Genomic DNA, 18,709 nt, shown 5'->3' with positions numbered 1-18,709 from the left:
TGTCCGAACCTGCTCTGTAATGCTGCTACACGAAACTTGTCAGCGATCTGCCTTTTATTGTGTTGTGCCTAGGTTTTGGCCGCACTAGCCTTGAAAATCAAGGTTATTTCAAACTACATAAGATATGTAATTGGAAGGTGGAAGAACGGTGAATATAAATACTATTAAAATAAAGAAGTTATTTGCAGAGATAGTATCTGAAGTGTCGAGTAATAATATGAAGAGTATAATGTTTGAAAAAAGTCTCCTCGAGCAGGGGATTAGCTCAATTTTGGCTGTCGAATTAATTGAAAAACTTAATGAGACATTAGGTACACAACTAGGAGTGGAGGCATTATTTGATTTTCAAAATGTTGACGATTTAGTTTTGCATATAGCTAATAATCTTCCAATTTCCCAAAAGGGGGCCGACGATAATAAGGAAGCGTTTTCCGAAACCAAAGATGTTGAAATAAGAGAGTATGTCGAAATTGTATTCAAAGAAATTTTTGAAACCAAAACAGGTAAAAAGATGGAATACCCTTCAAACAGTGATAATAATTTGATTGATATGGGGATAAACTCCATTTTAGCGGTTGAAATTATTGAAGATATCAACAAAGTACTGAGGATTGAACTAGGTATTGAAGTATTGTTCGAGTGTGGAAGTATTTCACAATTAATTGGAATTATTGAGACGGAATATAAATCCTTACAAACAAAAAGTATCGATGAACATGTACTCCAATCATCAAAGGAGAAAGATCATAGTGTATATGCGCCTGAAAAACTAAAAAATACAGATATAGCTATTATCGGGATGTCAGGGAAGTTTGCAGGGGCAGAATCTGTTGATCAATTTTGGGACTATCTTCAGTCGGAGACCGGGAGCATAAGTGAAATTACGCGGGAAGGTTGGGACGAAAACCAATATTATCATCCCGACCCAATGAAAAAAAATAAATCTGTAAGTAAATGGGGGGGGATGCTAGATGATATTGACAAATTCGATGCTGAATTTTTTAATATTTCCCCTGAAGAAGCTGAAAGAATGGACCCACAGCAAAGATTATTTTTAGAAGAATCCTATAAAGCTTTTGAGGATGCGGGATACTCTGAGGAATGTTTGAATGGAAGAAATATTGGTGTATTCGTTGGCGCAAGGGCATCGAGCTATAAAGAGAAGGCATTAATGGACAGCGATATAGATAGCCGGTTATTTATCGGAACTGAGAATTCGATGCTTGCATCGAGAATCTCATATTTTTTAAATTTAAAAGGGGTTAGTCTTGTAATAGATACAGCATGTTCATCCTCGCTGGTTGCCATCCACTTAGCTTGTGCGAGTATAAATAGCGGAGAATCAGAAATTGCATTAGCGGGCGGTGTGTTCGTTAACAGTTCCCCTGATTTTATGATACTGACATCAAATACTGGTATGTTATCCGAGAAAGGACAATGTTTTCCTTTTGATAATCGCTCGAACGGGATGGTATTAGGTGAGGGTGTTGGTGCCGTCATATTAAAATCTTTAAATACCGCAATTAGTGACGGAGACCACATTTATGGGATTATTAAAGGGTCTAACATCAATCATGATGGCAAAACGAATGGGATTACTTCACCGAGTGTACTTTCCCAAAAAGCATTACTTTATGAAACATACAAAAAATTTAATATTCACCCAGAAACGATCAGTTTGATTGAAGCACATGGCACTGGAACGAAACTGGGAGACTCAATGGAAGTAAAGGCGTTAACCGAAACATTCGATTTATTTACTGACAAAAGAAATTATTGTGCAATAGGAAGTACTAAAGGAAATTTTGGTCATAGTACGCTGGCATCGGGTATGGCAAGCATATTTAAAGTATTGTTATCCATGAGATATAAGAAAATACCAGTCATTAAAGGGATTAAAGAAATTAATGAACTTATTAATCTTGAAAATAGTGCATTTCATATAAATAAAAAAATGATCAATTGGGACGGTCACGGCGCACCACTTAGGGCAGGTATAAATGCATTAGGCTCTGGCGGTACGAATTGTCACATAATCTTAGAGCAATCTCCGGTAAGAGCTCACAATGAGATTACTTCTTTAAAGCCGTATTACGTTTTTGCGTTTTCTGCTAAGACAATTAAAGCACTCGAGAAAATAATAGTAAAAATGAGCAATTGGTTAACAAACGAATCACATCAATACTCCATAGAAGATATTTCATATTCGCTATTAACAGGCCGCAATCATTTTCCATATCGTATTGCTTTAATTGCTTCAGATCTAGAAGAACTCAATAAAATGTTAGTTCAAACAAATTTGGAAGATCTGCTTAATATAGGAAATGACAAAAGAAGCGTAAACAAAAATGAGGTCCGGCAGATCAATACTACTTTAAAAATATTGGCAGAAGATCAAGGCAATCTATCTAATGAAGAATATAACGAGGCACTCGTCAAATTGGTACAGGCATACATAAATGGATTTAATATTTCGTGGAAAGACTTATTCAATAACAATAAATGCTTTCGTGTTCCTTTGCCAACGTATTCATTCATTGGTGAACGCTACTGGTTACCAAGAATGTATCAAAAACATAAGATTGATGAACAGAGTGCGGAAGTTCAGTCTGTAACAAACACGGAAGCCGTAAATGATCTTAAGTGGTTGAATGAAAGAGGCGGTTTGCAAGTTAAGAGCATGGAACCTATTCTTGTAAAAATGTTATACGGACAGTTGTATTCTATGGGGTTATTTAATAATGATCTAATTTCTTGTGAAGATTTGCTCCAAACCGGCACATTTTATAAGAAGTGGTTAAGAGAAAGTCTTGAAATATTGACAAGACATCAAATGCTTCGTTGTGAGGAAGGGAAGTATTCGATAATTAATCCAATTGATATAAATATGAGTGATTTATGGAGGGAATGGAAAAACTTAAAGCAGAGTTGGATAAATGAAGCTAGTATGAGAGCACAGGTTACTTTGGTTGAGGAAACAATCAAAGGATTGCCAGAAATTATAATGGGAAAAGTCCCTGCAACGGAAATCATGTTTCCTAATTCATCGCTCAGTCTTGTGGAGGGAGTTTACAAAGACAATATTGTCGCTGATTATTTTAATGGGATACTGGCAGATCATGTGATCGAATATATTCTCGAAAAGAAAAAAAGGGACCCAAATGCGACAGTTAGAATTATGGAAATTGGGGCTGGAACAGGTGGAACCAGTAAGTTTATTTTTAATCAGCTAATACCCTATCAAAATGATATTGAAGAATATTATTATACGGATATCTCAAAAGCTTTTTTATTGTATGCTGAAGAAAACTATGGACCCAGATTCCCCTATGTTACTTACGATCTTTTAAATATTGAAACAACGCCATCCAACCCTCAAATTAACGGGGATTTTGATATTGTGATAGCAGCTAATGTCCTGCATGCAACATCGGATATTAAGTTAGCGCTTCAAAACGTAAAGTCCTATTTATGCGAGAAGGGAATTCTCTTATTGAACGAAATCAGTAAAAACTCCCTCTTCTTACATATGACTTTTGGACTCTTGGAAGGTTGGTGGCTATTTAAGGATCATTCACTTCGTATAGCAGGTTGTCCGGCATTATCCTCAAAAAAATGGAGTGAAGTGTTGGAGGATCTGGGTTTTTGTGATGTTCAGTTTCCTGCGAATGAGGCCCATGATCTAGGCCAACAGATTATTTATGCAGCTAATGATGAGGCTGTTCCCGCTTCGAAATTTAATGAGAGTTATTCATTTTTGAAAGAAAACGATGATGATAACAGATTAGAAAGTAGTAAGGATACGAATTCGGAAATACTCATCATTCATCATATCTCAACGGTAATGTTAAATATATTGTCACAATCACTAAGTATGAGTATCGATAGGATTGATCCAAATAAACCTTTTGCTGATTATGGAGTAGACTCTATAGTCGGAATCAATATAGTAAAGAAAATGAATCAATCCCTATCGATTCCATTAGATACCACTATTTTGTTTGACTACACGTCAGTTAATCAGTTGTCAAGGTATATAGGAAAAAAATATAAAGATAATATTTTCTTTCAGTCAAACAACAAGGAGGATGTTTTAAATAGAGGTACCATTATTAATGGGTTAGATGGGAAGATCCATGATGAAGCCAATAGTAATAATGAAAAATTCAACTCAAAATCGACTAATCCCTTTGGAAAAGAACCTATTGCAATAATCGGTGTAAGTGGGCGGTTTTCAAAAGCGAAAAACATTGATGAATTATGGGAACAGTTGGAGAGTGGCAGAGAGTTAATTTCAGAGATCGATCGCTGGGGTACTACCATTTACCCGAACGTTCCACACTATGATACTAAAGGTGGGTTTCTCGAAAATATTGACTCATTTGATCCTATGTTTTTTAATATTTCAGGAATTGAAGCAACATATATGGATCCGCAACAGCGGCTGTTTTTGGAAGAATCGTGGAAAGCGTTAGAGGATGCCGGATATGCCGGAAAAAGTATAAAAGGGAGTAATTGTAGTGTATTTGTAGGATGTACAAACGGTGATTATCATCAGTTGTTTGACCAGAATGCACCGGCACAGGCTTTTTGGGGAAATATGGTCTCCATTATACCATCAAGAATTGCTTATTATTTGAACCTGCAGGGTGCTGCCGTTTCAATTGATACTGCTTGTTCTAGCTCACTTGTGGCCATTCATCATGCATGTTTAAGCTTATGGGCCAGGGAATCTGAAATGGCTTTGGCAGGAGGCGTATTTGTTCAAAGTACGCCTGCTTTTGTTTGCTCTGCCGGTAAAGCGGGTATGCTGTCTTCGTCCGGTCATTGTTATACGTTTGATGACAGAGCAGATGGATTTGTCCCGGGAGAGGGAGCAGGAGCAGTAATTTTAAAACGCTTAAGTGATGCGGTTGCGGATGGAGATAACATTTATGGTGTAATTAAAGGATCAGGTATAAATCAAGACGGTACGACTAACGGAATTACAGCCCCAAGTGCAGTTTCACAAGAAAGATTATTGCAAAACATCTATGAAACCTATCATATAAATCCAGCTCATATACAAATGGTTGAAGCACATGGAACAGGCACAAAGTTAGGTGATCCCATTGAATTTAATGCATTAACCAGAGCTTTTAGAAAGTATACGGATAAAGAAGAGTTCTGCGCAATAGGATCTATAAAAACAAATATTGGGCACACCCAAATTACTGCTGGAATCGCTGGATTGACCAAAGTATTATTATCATTAAAACATAAAAAAATTCCTCCTTCTCTTAATTTCTTATCAGGAAATCAAAATATCCAATTTGAGGGAAGCCCGTTTTATGTAAATAGGAAACTAATCGATTGGAAAGTTGAAAATGGTCTGAACCGTTGCGCTGTAGTTAGTTCATTTGGAGCAAGTGGAACGAACGCACATATCGTCATTGAAGAAGCCCCAGAATTAAATAGAAATATCGAAAGCAAATCTAAATATCTGATCCCACTATCGGCACGTTCGAAAAAGCAGCTATTAACAATAGCTGAACAACTTTTGGAATATTGTGAAATTAATCCTGGCGTGAATATTGGGGATATGAGCTTTACCTTACTATTAGGAAGAATGCATCATCGTTCACGGATTGCATTTATAGTAAGCAATATATCCGAACTTAAAGGATTTTTAAATGATTGGTTAAAAAATAAATATGACTCTATTGAAGAGCATGAAGAACTAGCACATTTTGAGCCGCAACAGATTGATCATAGAAAGATTGATTTTGATCAACTCCCTTATTTGGAACACATCACTGCATTAGCTGATTTTTATATGAAGGGATACGAGTTGGAATTTGAACCATTATTTAGAAAAGGTGATTATAAGAGAATATCTTTACCAAAGTACCCCTTCTCTACAGAGAGCTACTGGGTTCAAAGCAAAGAAGTGCTGAATCCTACTACTGCATGTTTTAAGGAAGTTGAAATGATTCATCCACTTGTTCAACAAAATAGATCTGATTTTACGGAAGTTAGATTTATGTCAACATTTTCCGGGCAAGAATTTTTCTTGAAAGATCATTGTATTAATTCTAAGCACTTATTGCCGGGGGCCGCTTATCTTGAAATGGTACGGGTATCCATTGAGCAGGCTGCGGGTAGAGTTAAAGGGTCTTTAACTCAAATTCAAATCAGAGATGTAAATTGGATTGAGCCATTCGTAGTGGAATCAGAAGAGGTAACCCTATATATTAGTCTCCATCAAGAAGAGAACAACCATATCTCTTTCAAAATATATAGTCAATCCATTATAACGGAAAAGAAAGTGATTCACTGTAAAGGAACAGCATTTTTGGGGGGCAAGACCACAAGAGATTCTATAGATTTGGACGTGATGACAAATCAATTTTTCTTTTGCGGGTTAAGTCCAGATATTCTCTACGATTCTTTTAGGCGCATAGGCATCGATTATGGTTTGGGACATCGCGGAATAGTATCGATTTATGCCCGCACAGGTCAGATATTGGCGAAACTTGCGATACCATCATCAATTTCGAATACGAAAGATCAATATATTCTTCATCCGAGTCTATTGGATTCTTCTCTTCAGGCTACGTTATTGTTGATGGCGGATTATGATCAAAATCAAAACGTGGACCTATTAGAAAAAGCAGTCATTTTTTCATTGGGCAGCCTGGAGGTTTATTCCGAATGTTCAAATGAAGTTTGGGCATTAATTCAACATTGTGGGGTTGCTTCGGTAGATAATGTAAGGAGTTTTAATATTGATATTTATGATAATGACGGAAATTTATGCGTAAAAATGAAAGAAGTTATAGTGAAAAAGGTGTTTTCTGACCAGTTTGAATTAAACGAACATGCTAATACCCAGTTGTTAATGTTTCATCCTAAATTTGCTCCAAGCCCTTTAAGGGTTGTACGGAATAATGAAACATGGGGTCACAAAGACCATCATGTATTTTTTTGTAATCTTAGTGATTTTGTTTTTCAGAAAATTAAAACAACTTTAAACAAGATGAATGTCAAAAACTATAGTCCTGTCAATGAAAGACTTTCAGAGGGTTTCTCACAGTATGCGGCAGAATTATTTGGAGATATCAAGTCTATTCTTAACAAGAATCCAATGGAACCTGTGTTAGTACAGGTTGTTTTTAAATCCAATGCAGATCAATGTCTATTGCATGCCTTATATGGGATGTTAAAAACAGCCCATTCAGAAAACCCAAAATTGATTGGCCAATTAATTGAAGTAGAGCCACAAGATGATGCCACCGGAATAATAGAAAAAATAAATGATAATAGTACTATTCGAGAGTCTGTTCATGTGAAGTACCATAATGACGAAAAGTCGATTGCGTCCTGGGAAGAGGTAAGCACAACGGGAATTACTATTCCGTGGAAAGATGAAGGCGTTTATCTAATTAGCGGTGGGAGTGGGGGCTTAGGGCTAATTTTCGCCAAGGAAATCATAAAACAATCAAATAATGCGAAGATTATTTTGATTGGAAGATCGGAAATTGATAGGAAAAAGGTAGCACTCCTTGAAGAAGAGTGCTCTCTAACTAATGCCATTGTTGAATATAGGCAAGTTGACGTAACACAATTAGATCAGGTAGTTGATAACGTACAGAGTCTGTTGGAAAAATACGGACAGCTCAATGGTATTATTCACAGCGCAGGGATTATTAAAGATAATTATATTATCAAAAAGACTAGAAGTGAGTTTTTGGAAGTCTTGGAACCGAAGGTAACAGGACTGACTAATCTGGATATTGCAACAAGAAATATTAAACTTGATTTGTTTATTTTATTTTCATCCATTTCAGTTGCGATAGGCAATCCTGGACAAATTGATTATATTGCAGGCAATGCTTACATGAATGAATATTCAACATACCGCAATCAATGTGTTGCTCTGAATCAATGTTATGGTCGAACAATTTCAATTAATTGGCCGTTATGGAAAGAAGGCGGTATGCGTGTTCATAAAGAGATTGAGAAGGCTTTAAGAACCCAAACTGGTATGATACCTATGAAAACTAAGACGGGTATTCAAGCTTTTTATCAAAGCTTGGCATCAGGAAAAGATCAAGTATTTGTAATCGAAGGTATACCTGATGAGATTAGAGCAAAACTTTTGTCACAACAACCAGGCGGGACTGCTTTTGATGAGGAATTATTAAATATTTTAGAATCCTATCTTGTTAACACCGTATCAAAAATTATAAATGTTAAAGAAACAGATGTAGATATAAAAGCTGATTTAGTTGAAATGGGTTTCGATCCTATTTTAATAAGTAAATTTGTAGATATTATAAACGAGAATTTAAACATTCAAATTAACTCAACAACGATCCACGCTTTAAAGAACCTTCAAAATTTCTCATTGTATTTGCTGAATAAAAACATAACAGAACTAAGTAATGTGTTATTTCCTGAACAGACGAACAAAATTCAAGAATATGAAAGCAATAAAGTAGATCACTTCTTTAAGGAGAAAGTAATTGATTATATCAAGGGAGTTGTATCGTCAGTTACGAGATTGCCAAAAAGTAAGATTGAAGCAAATGTGGATATGGATAAATACGGGATGGATTCGATTTTAGCCATGCAATTGGTAAATGAATTAGAGAAAGATATAGGACTTTTGTCAAAGACATTATTTTTTGAATATCAGAAGATAAATCAATTATCAGATTATTTGATGAGTTCCCATGGATCTAAACTTAAAGAGCTTCTGGATATTGATCCAAAAGAAATGGTTCGACAGGGTACAGCAATTTCTGCTCCAGAAGCACTTATAGAATCAAACATCAAACGTCAAGGAAGTATGGATGGTAACTACTCCATTCTCCAGTCTGAAGAAAGTGAAAAAGATTTCGATATAGCGATAATTGGATTGTCAGGCCGATATCCCCAAGCTAAAAATATCAAAGAATTTTGGAAGATTTTAAAAGAAGGAAGAGATTGCATAACTGAAATTCCCGAGCATCGTTGGGATTATAAAATGTATTACGATTCTAATAAGACGAAGTCAGGGAAAATTTACAGTAAGTGGGGAGGATTTATGGAAGGGGTTGATTGTTTTGATCCCCTTTTCTTTAATATTACACCAAAAGAAGCAGAAATAATGGATCCACAAGAACGTCTCTTCTTAGAGTGTTCTTATGAGGTTTTAGAAGATGCCGGGTATACTAGAGAAGTATTGGCTAGTAAGGAGATTGGCGGGAATGTAGGCGTTTTTGCAGGTGTTATGTATGAAGAATATCAACTTTACGGAGCCCAGGAACAAATACAGGGGAGATCTCTTTCACTTTGGGGAAGCCCATCTTCAATTGCCAACAGGGTTTCATATTTTTGTAATTTTAATGGGCCAAGCATAGCTGTTGATACAATGTGTTCATCTTCATTAACATCGATTCATTTAGCTTATCAGAGCTTGAAAATGGGAGACTGTAAACTAGCTATTGCGGGAGGAGTAAACGTTTCCATTCATCCCAATAAATATCTTTTCCTTTCTCAAGGGAATTTCGCATCCAGTAATGGGAAATGTGAAAGTTTCGGAGAAGGTGGAGATGGATATGTACCGGGAGAAGGAGTTGGAGCAATCCTGCTCAAACCTTTGACGAAGGCGATTGCGGATGGGGATCAGATTTACGGAATTATTAGGGGAACGTCAATAAACCATGGGGGCAAAACCAACGGATATACTGTTCCGAACCCCAATTCTCAGGCCTCTTTGATTAGCCGGACTTTAAAACGGGCAAACGTGAACCCTAGGACGATAAGCTATATTGAAGCCCACGGCACCGGAACGAAACTAGGAGATCCTATAGAAATAACAGGATTGTCGAAAGCGTTTACCCAATATACAGAAGATATGCACTATTGCTCAATTGGATCTGTAAAGTCAAATATTGGTCATTGCGAAGGAGCAGCAGGCATAGCAGCCATAACAAAGGTATTGTTGCAGATGAAATACCAGAAGCTTGTACCTTCTCTACATTCGCAAACGCTTAATCCTAATATCGATTTCGTTAGGTCTCCTTTTGTTGTTCAACAAAAACTTGCGGATTGGAACAGACCTCTACTAAATATTGAAGGGGAAATGAAAGAATATCCTAGGCTTGCGGGAATTTCATCTTTTGGGGCGGGAGGGTCAAACGCTCATATCATTCTCGAAGAATTCATTCCTAGGAAGACAAGAGAAAAACAATTTAGTGATATTCCAATAATTATAGTGTTATCAGCAAGGACAGCCGAACAGCTCAAAGAAAGGGCACGGCAATTAGTAGAATATATTCGGGAAGGTAACGATCAATCCTTAGTAGACATTGCGTATACTCTTCAAGTCGGGCGCGAGGCTATGGAAGAACGTTTAGCGTTTGTTATAAAATCTCACGATGAACTTGAGAACATGTTGAGCAGCTTCATTGCAGGTAACGTAGAAAACGAAGAAATGTACAGAGGACAAATTAGGGAAAACAAAGAGACTTTGGATTTATTTATATCAGATGAAGAATTAATGGAAGGGATTAACAAGTGGATTCTCCGTGGAAAATATTCAAAGCTTTTAAATTTATGGTCAAAGGGTCTTAGTTTTGATTGGAATAATCTATATGGGGAAATGAAACCGCAGAAAATAAGTTTACCTACTTATCCTTTTGCGCAGGACCGATATTGGGCGCCACGCACAGATCTCTTGAAAAAATCCAATCATCTGGACATGATTATTGATAATGAATCGGGAGAAGCCGATAATAAGAAGTTAATGTTAACCAAAAACTGGGTACCTTGTCAGTTGGACATCGTGAAAGAGGAAGCAAAAGGAATTGTTGTTATTTTAGGTACAGCAAATACAAAAGAGTTAGCAACAAAGTTATTTGAGAAAATGACTTCAGTCAAGTTAATTCATGTTATCCATGGAGATTGCGATTTGCCCGCTTATCTGCCATGTGACTACTACTCTGAATCTGCTGGAAAAATCCTGTTTCAGCAGATTAGTCATTTATTAGACGCATACGAATTCATGGGAATTGTCGATATTACATCATTTGACGAAAAATATGAGCAATCTCTATGGATTGAAAGCGGGAAAATCAAGCTTATCCAAGAATTTATTGAGCATAAGAGAACTTGCGGTTTCAAAATTTTACAGGTGACGTATCGGCTAAATAGTTTTATGGTGCCGCAGACGACCTTACAGGGAGCTCGACTTGCTGGGCTTTATAGAATGTTGGGAACGGAATATAAACAGATAACTTCGGTAACAATGGATACGGATTATTCCATACATTCTATCGACCTTTTAAGCAAGTTAATCGAATCGGAGTTTCTATCTGCTACTGTTCATGAGTATACAGAATTTTGCTATCGTCAAGGTGTTCGATATAAACCGGATTTGGAAGTAACAAAGATCAATGATACTGATCTACATTTCAGAAGGGAATACTCGGATAATGATGTTATTTTAATTACGGGAGGTTCTCGTGGTATAGGTTTTTCCATTGCCGAACGATTAGTATCACAAGGGGTCAAAAATCTTATTGTTATGGGTGTGCAGGAATTACCTCCCGAATCGGAATGGAAGGGAATCATTGAACATAATGATACATCGTCGCAGATCATTCAAAGATTAAAAAATTTGCAACACTTAGTGAATAGTGGTGCCTCGATTCGTTATTATTCTACGTCTTTGTCTGATCTGAATAACTTAAAAGAAATAATAGCTGAGATAGGGAAAGAGATTGGACATATAAGCGGTGTTTTTCATTGTGCGGGAATAGCAGGTAAAAATCCAGCATTCATAAAGAAAAAAATCACGGATATTGCAGCTGTATGTCAACCCAAAATTATGGGGCTTGTAAATTTACATCAAGCTTTAATAAAAGAGCCATTAAGCTTTTTTGTCATGTGTTCTTCACTTTCAAGCACAATCTTGACACTGGCTTCCGGGCAGAGTGATTATACTATGGCGAATGCATACATGGATTATTATGCAATGCATCAAATTCACCATGGAAAAACCTCCTTTAGATCTATTCAATGGCCGGCTTGGGGAGAAGTGGGGATGGCAGCTGATAAGCATCAGTCAAGCGTCTACGAAAACACAGGGATATTATCGCTATCAACCAAGGATGGTTTGTCTTTTGTCGACTGGATTATTGGAAGTAGAAACGCAGTAAGCTTACCCTGCATAATGAAAAAAGAGCAGACGGATTACGGGCATTTCCTAAAGAATAACCCGGCACTGCCATACTCTTCGGAAGCAAACCGTAAAATACAAGATCCGAAAAATTGGAAATCGCTACCAGAAGAAGCGGCAGTAAAAAGTTGGATTAGTAACATATTTGTCTCCGAGTTGAAACTGAGACAGGATCAAATTGAGGATGACAAAACTTTTGATGACTATGGAATCGACTCTATTATTATTGCACAGTTGATTCAAACTATGAGTGAAAAACTAAATGTCACATTAGAACCTACAATACTTATTGAATATAATACGTTAAGACAATTAGTTAAATATTTCTTGTCAAATCATGTTGATCAAATTGCAAAATTTGAAGGTGCAACAGAAATTACATTGCAAGTTTCATCGACTACAAACCCAAATGAGATTCCATTTGGAATGCCAACAAAGTCGAACAACCAATTTCAAAATATGAAACACACTACTAATAATGATATCGCAATAGTAGGGTTATCTTGCCGCTTTCCTGGTTCATCTACGAAAAAAGAATATTGGGAATTGCTATGCGAAGGAAAACGTGCGATTCACTCCATGCATGATAGTGAACGGAAGACTGACGATATACAAGGTGTATACGCTGGGTGGTTAGATGATATCGATTGGTTCGATACCAAGTATTTTGGTATCAAGGCAGAAGATGCACGTGTCATGGATCCACAAGCACGAATTGTCCTTGAGGAAAGCCTGAAAGCATTTTTGGATGCTGGGTACGAGAGAGGCGAGCTTTCTGGCCAAAGTATTGGTGTGTATGTCGGTGGACGACATCAAATGAACAATCAATCAGAAATACTGAAAGCTAATAATCCAATATTAGGGGCAGGACAAAATTATATGGCGACTAACATCTCAAGATTTTTTAATTTTGCCGGTCCCAGCCTTGTGATTGATTCAGCTTGTTCTTCAGGTCTAACCGCTCTTCAGATCGCTTCAGATGCTTTACGCGAAAAGCGGATTAGTATGGCGCTAATAGGTGCCACAAATGTCATTAAGGACTCGTTTGCGCACGATTTATTTTCGGCTAGAAATATTTTAAGCAGTAACGGGGAATTCCATATTTTTGATAAACGTTCTGATGGTGAAGTTTTAGGTGAGGGTACCGGTGTAGTTATCGTAAAACGTCTGGAAGATGCCATTAAAGAGGGGAACCACATCTACGGGGTAATAAAGGCCGTTTCGGTTAACAATGATGGACGAACACTAGGCCCGGGTTCTCCCAATATGAAAGCACAACAGCAAGTGATGTCTCAAGCGCTTTCAATGTCAGGCGTAGATCTCGAAGAGGTTGGATACATTGAAGTAAATGGAGGAGGAACTCATTTTGGAGATACAGCCGAAATAAAGTCACTTAATGAAGTCTATCAATTGCAGAATACTGGATTGTCAGAGTGCTATCTTGGATCTGTTAAACCCAACATTGGCCATTTACTTCTTTCATCCAGTATAGCCGGTTTAATCAGATGTATTTTAAGTGTGTACTACAAGAAGATTCCCCCCTTTATATCGGCTGTGGAGCCATTTGATTATTATAACTTTTCAACATCGCGAATCGCCTTTAATAGAGAAACTATTCCTTGGGAGGTTGGCGAAGGAAAGAAAAGAATTGCCGCATTAAACTCTTTTCCTGATGGGGGTACGAATTGTCATGCGATAATAAGTGAATTTATCCCGGATGGAAGTTACATAAGGAGATATTTTCCGAAGCAAGTACCCGTTCTGGATAAAATTAATCTCTGTCAACTTGATGCAAAGCAAATCGCCTCATTCACGGAAAAGACGAGCGTTAATAACGCTTCTGAAGAGACAGGCCTTGAAAAGATTAAAGAGAATTTCGGAATATTCCCTAGGAAAAAAAACATTTGGGGAGATATCTATGGAAAAAATAATTAATCTAAGTTTTACGAAGGAACATCCTATAATTGGGAACCATAAAGTGTATGGGAATCGTGTACTCCCGGGATTAGCCTACATTGATTTGCTCTATCAATTGGCACGGGAAGTTATAGGAATAGAACCTTATACCTATAGTTTAAACCATTTAACCATTTACAATCCGATGCTGATCGATGAGCAGTCATCAGTTCATCTTAAAGTTGTGTTTAAACAATCCACCCATCATTGGAATGTAAAGGTAACAAGTGTAGGGAACGGACCGGAAGCTAACGAAGGGATTTCTAAGACGTATATTAAGGCAGAATTTCATCCTAAACATATGTCTGTTAAGGGAGAAAAGGATCTCTTTCATTTGAAGAATAACACGAATAAGATCGTTGATTTAGATGATGTATATAATAGTGCCCAAAAAAAAGGATTAGTTCATCAGGGGATCATTAAAGCATGCGGAAAAGTTTATATTACTGATCAAAATTGTTTGGTGGAAGTTAAGTTGGGTGATGAGTTTTTGGATGAATCAGAAGGGTTTATTTTTAATCCGACGTTGTTAGATGGAGCTGCTATGGCATGGGGGGAAATTGAAAGCAGGATTGGATCCTATGATAATACGGACCTCTTTTTGCCGCTATATTTTGAGTCATTTTCATGCTCGGAAGCTTTAAAATCAAATTGTTATGCGATTATTGAACTATCTTCCCTAAGCCAAGCTAATGATATATTGACCATGGACATGGAACTTTATAATTCAAAAGGGCTAAAAGTTGGAATGCTGAAAAAAATGACCGCTAAGAAAGTAAGGAAGTTCAATCATTTTATTACGGAAAGCGATGTTGAAAAACATACTCAAGATTTCGGATTTGAACTAGTAAAGGATGATACGAAAAACGGTTGCGAGGGCATCGTCAGGAAAATATTGTCAAAATACATGGATGAGCTAGCTTATCAAATTGAATTGGAAACGGGATTTTTTGAATCTGGGATGGAATCACAGCAATTGTTGAGCCTAGTAAATGATTTGGAAGACACATTACAATTATCACTAAGTCCCACATTATTATTCGAATATAGTAATCTGAAAGAATTAGTAGACTATTTAGATCATGTGCTTGATTGTAGGGTTCCTGAGATGATTCAAAAAAAGGATGAAGAAGACTCGATATCGGCAAAGCAGAGATCAATCATGAATCAATATATGTTTTATGTAAACGAAAGATTTTTACATGATCATTTGGTTTATGGTAAACCGGCCTTGATGGGAGTCACTCATCCATGTTTGGCAATCGAAAGTTTATTAGCGCAAAAAGAAATTTCCTGCCCTCTTGAACTAAGAAATATTATTTTTCAGGGTGGCCCAATAACGTTGGAAGATAACGAAACTGTCACTGTTAAGGTGGAATTTGAGGAGAAAAACAATCAGGATACCTTTAAAACCCTTTTCTTTGTAGATAATCCTGCCCATTTAAAAACTTGCTGCTCCGGGGAATATATCGGCGCCATGAATGAAAGTGCTGAGAGATTAGACATAAAAGAATTAATCGAACACGCAAAACCACTAAATAATGATACCGTTATTAAGTGGTATGAAGCTTTTAACAATTTTAATATAGGCCCGATGTTAAAGGTTATTAAATCAGCCTACCAGTATGACAAATTAACTACTATTTGCCACGTTTGCTTGGAATGGAAGGAAAAGAAAGGGGAGCTAGTTGATTTTTCATTCGACCCTTTACTATTAAATGCCTGTTTCATGATGAATAGTGATCCCAAGTTTAAAACCAAGGATAGCATTTATGTGCCATTCATGATAGAGAAGTTAAAAATTTATAACACCTTATCCAACAATGTTTACATAATTAAGAAATCACGTTTCGAGAAGTCAGATTTCCATTCGTTTGATGCCTTAATAACCAATCAAGATGGTGTTATACTTGCAGAAATAATTAATGCCTCTCTTAAAGAGGCAAGCAATCCGCAAAAACTTGAAAATGCTTCTTTTCCTCTACCTTCGTTGCAAAATAAGGGGGGTAAAGTGGTGGGGCAACAAGGTACAGAAACGCCTCTAGATGTTGCTATCATTGGAGTTTCCGGCAGATATCCGATGGCTTATGATATTGAAGATTTCTGGCTGAAACTTGCTGCAGGCGAAAATTGTATATCCGAGATCCCCAAGGAACGTTGGAATTGGGAAGGCCTGTATACTTCTGATTTATCCGAAGCAGGGAGGATACACAGCAAATGGGGAGGATTTATTGAGGATGTAGATCGGTTTGATTCTCGGTTCTTTAACATTTCACAACGAGAAGCGGAATTAATGGATCCCCAGGAACGACTATATTTGGAGCACTGCTGGATGGCGTTGGAGGATGCAGGCTATACGAAAGAAATGCTTGGTTCTGACTCCGGTATTCGATCCCAAGTTGGTGTATATGTAGGGGTTATGCATCACGAATACCCTTTGCTGGCTGCAGAGTCAACAATGGATGGAAATAGGATTGGGATGGGGGGAGCAGCCTCTTCTATTGCTACCAGGGTTTCTTATTTCTTTGATTTTTCTGGACCAAGTATGGCTGTAGATACTATGTGTTCAAGCTCCATGTCCGCTATTTATTTAGCATGCCAGGCTTTGAAGGAGAAGCAAATTGATGCAGCTCTTACAGGTGGCGTTAACCTATCGCTTCACCCCAGTAAATATTTGATGTTGAGTCAAAGACATTTCATCTCTCCAAAGGGGCGCTGTGCTAGTTTTGGTGATGGCGGGGATGGATATATACCGGGTGAAGGTGTAGGCGTATTATTTTTAAAAAGATTAGAGGATGCAATACGGGATAGAGATCACATATATGCGGTTATTAAAGGTGCTGCACTTAATCATGGGGGAAGATCAGGCGGTTATACAGTTCCCAATATAAGGTCTCAAAGTGATGTTATTTCAAAAGCGATAATTGAATCCCAGATCGATCCAAAAAGTATTACTTATATTGAGGCTCATGGTACGGGGACAAAGCTAGGTGATCCTATTGAAATTCAGGGGCTTAAGAATGCTTTTGAAAAATTTACGGACCAAAAACAGTATTGTTGGATAGGTTCAGTAAAATCAAATATTGGGCATTGTGAAGCTGCGGCAGGTATTGCAGGTATTACAAAAGTATTGAATCAGATGCGTCATGGGAAAATTGCGCCCACTTTACATTCGCGAGTAGTCAATTCAGAAATCGATCTTGCAGATACACCCTTTATGCTGAATCATGAACTTCGAAATTGGGAGAGACCTGTCATTGAGGGTGAAGAGCAACCGCGTAGGGCAGGTATTAGTAGTTTTGGTGCAGGAGGAACAAATGCACATTTGATCATTGAGGAATATATGAATGACGTACCGGAACAACCCAATAGTAGTGTTCAAATACAGCCGGTTATTATTGTACTCTCAGCCAAAAGTAAGTGGAGTTTAAAGAAGAATGCAGAAAAATTGGTAGACGCTATTCATAGAGATAAATTTTCAAATCTAGATATGGCTAATATAGCATACACATTACAAACTGGTCGTAATGCCATGAAATATCGCTTGGCAATCATTGTGGAATCATTGGAAAAAATGAAGGAAAAACTTCAAAGTTTTATAAATGGGCATCAAGAAATAGAGGGTTTGTTCGTTGGAGAATTTGAAAGGATGATTGATAAGGAAACGTTTAATTACCTAAGCGATAGTTATGATGAGATTTGTAAATATTGGGTGAGTGGTAGTAACGTTAAATGGGAAAATCTTTATAACGGATTGACTCCGAATCGAATCAGTATGTCTACCTATTCTTTTGAAAGAGTTTTATGTTGGATACCGAGCGAGAGGAACATTAGTTCAACAATTCAGCCTACAACCCTCCATCCGGTGCTGCATTCGAACAATTCGAATTTTATGGAGCAGCGGTTTACTTCTACCTTCACGGGTCAGGAGTTTTTTTTATTGGACCATCGAATAAATGGACGAAAGGTGTTGCCTGGAGCCGTTTATATCGAAATGGTACGTGCAGCAATCGCGTATTCAACATGCATTACGGGCCGACAAAGGATTGAACTTAAGAAAATCATATGGAAACACCCCCTTGTAGTCAATGATCAACCGGAAAGAGTAAGCCTGTCGCTCTACCTCGAGCAAGAGGGGGAAATTCGTTTTGAAGTGAGTCAAGAATCTAATAGCCAAACGAATCTAGTGCTGGCTCAAGGCCAAGCGATCCTCATGGAGGATCACTTAAGCCCGACGATGGACATGGAGGAAATCAAAAAGAAGTGCTCGAAGCAGAAAGCCGTTTCCGCGGACGAGTATTATAGGGCATTCAATGAGATTGGAATCGAATACGGTCCTTCTTTCCAAGCAATAACGACGTTATGGCTAGGAAATAACATGGCTTTGGCGGAACTGAATTTACCCGTTAACGATTCGAGCTTCACCCATGCTTATTATTTGCACCCTAGCATATTGGACGCGGCATTTCAAACCTTATTCAGCATGACCGACAGTTCGGGTATTCCGAAGCCCTCAGTCCCATTTCTGTTGCAGAATATAAGGAT

The 18,709-nt window shown here is 37.5% G+C and carries 2 protein-coding genes; both read left to right on the top strand.

Features of this window, described 5'->3' with window-relative positions:
• Positions 1 to 148: 148 nt before the first annotated feature.
• Complete coding sequence (locus KVT34_RS05290) at positions 149 to 14,143, top strand: SDR family NAD(P)-dependent oxidoreductase (RefSeq protein WP_217557309.1); 13,995 nt, start codon at positions 149 to 151, stop codon at positions 14,141 to 14,143.
• Positions 14,127 to 18,709 (top strand): beta-ketoacyl synthase N-terminal-like domain-containing protein (locus tag KVT34_RS05285; protein ID WP_217557308.1); only part of this gene is annotated, 4,583 nt, incomplete at its 3' end. The genes KVT34_RS05290 and KVT34_RS05285, both read left to right, overlap by 17 nt.

It is taken from the genome of Paenibacillus sp. GbtcB18, from assembly GCF_019091125.1.
GTDB lineage: Bacteria > Bacillota > Bacilli > Paenibacillales > NBRC-103111 > Paenibacillus_F > Paenibacillus_F chitinolyticus.
This window is presented reverse-complemented; position numbering and strand designations above follow the sequence as displayed.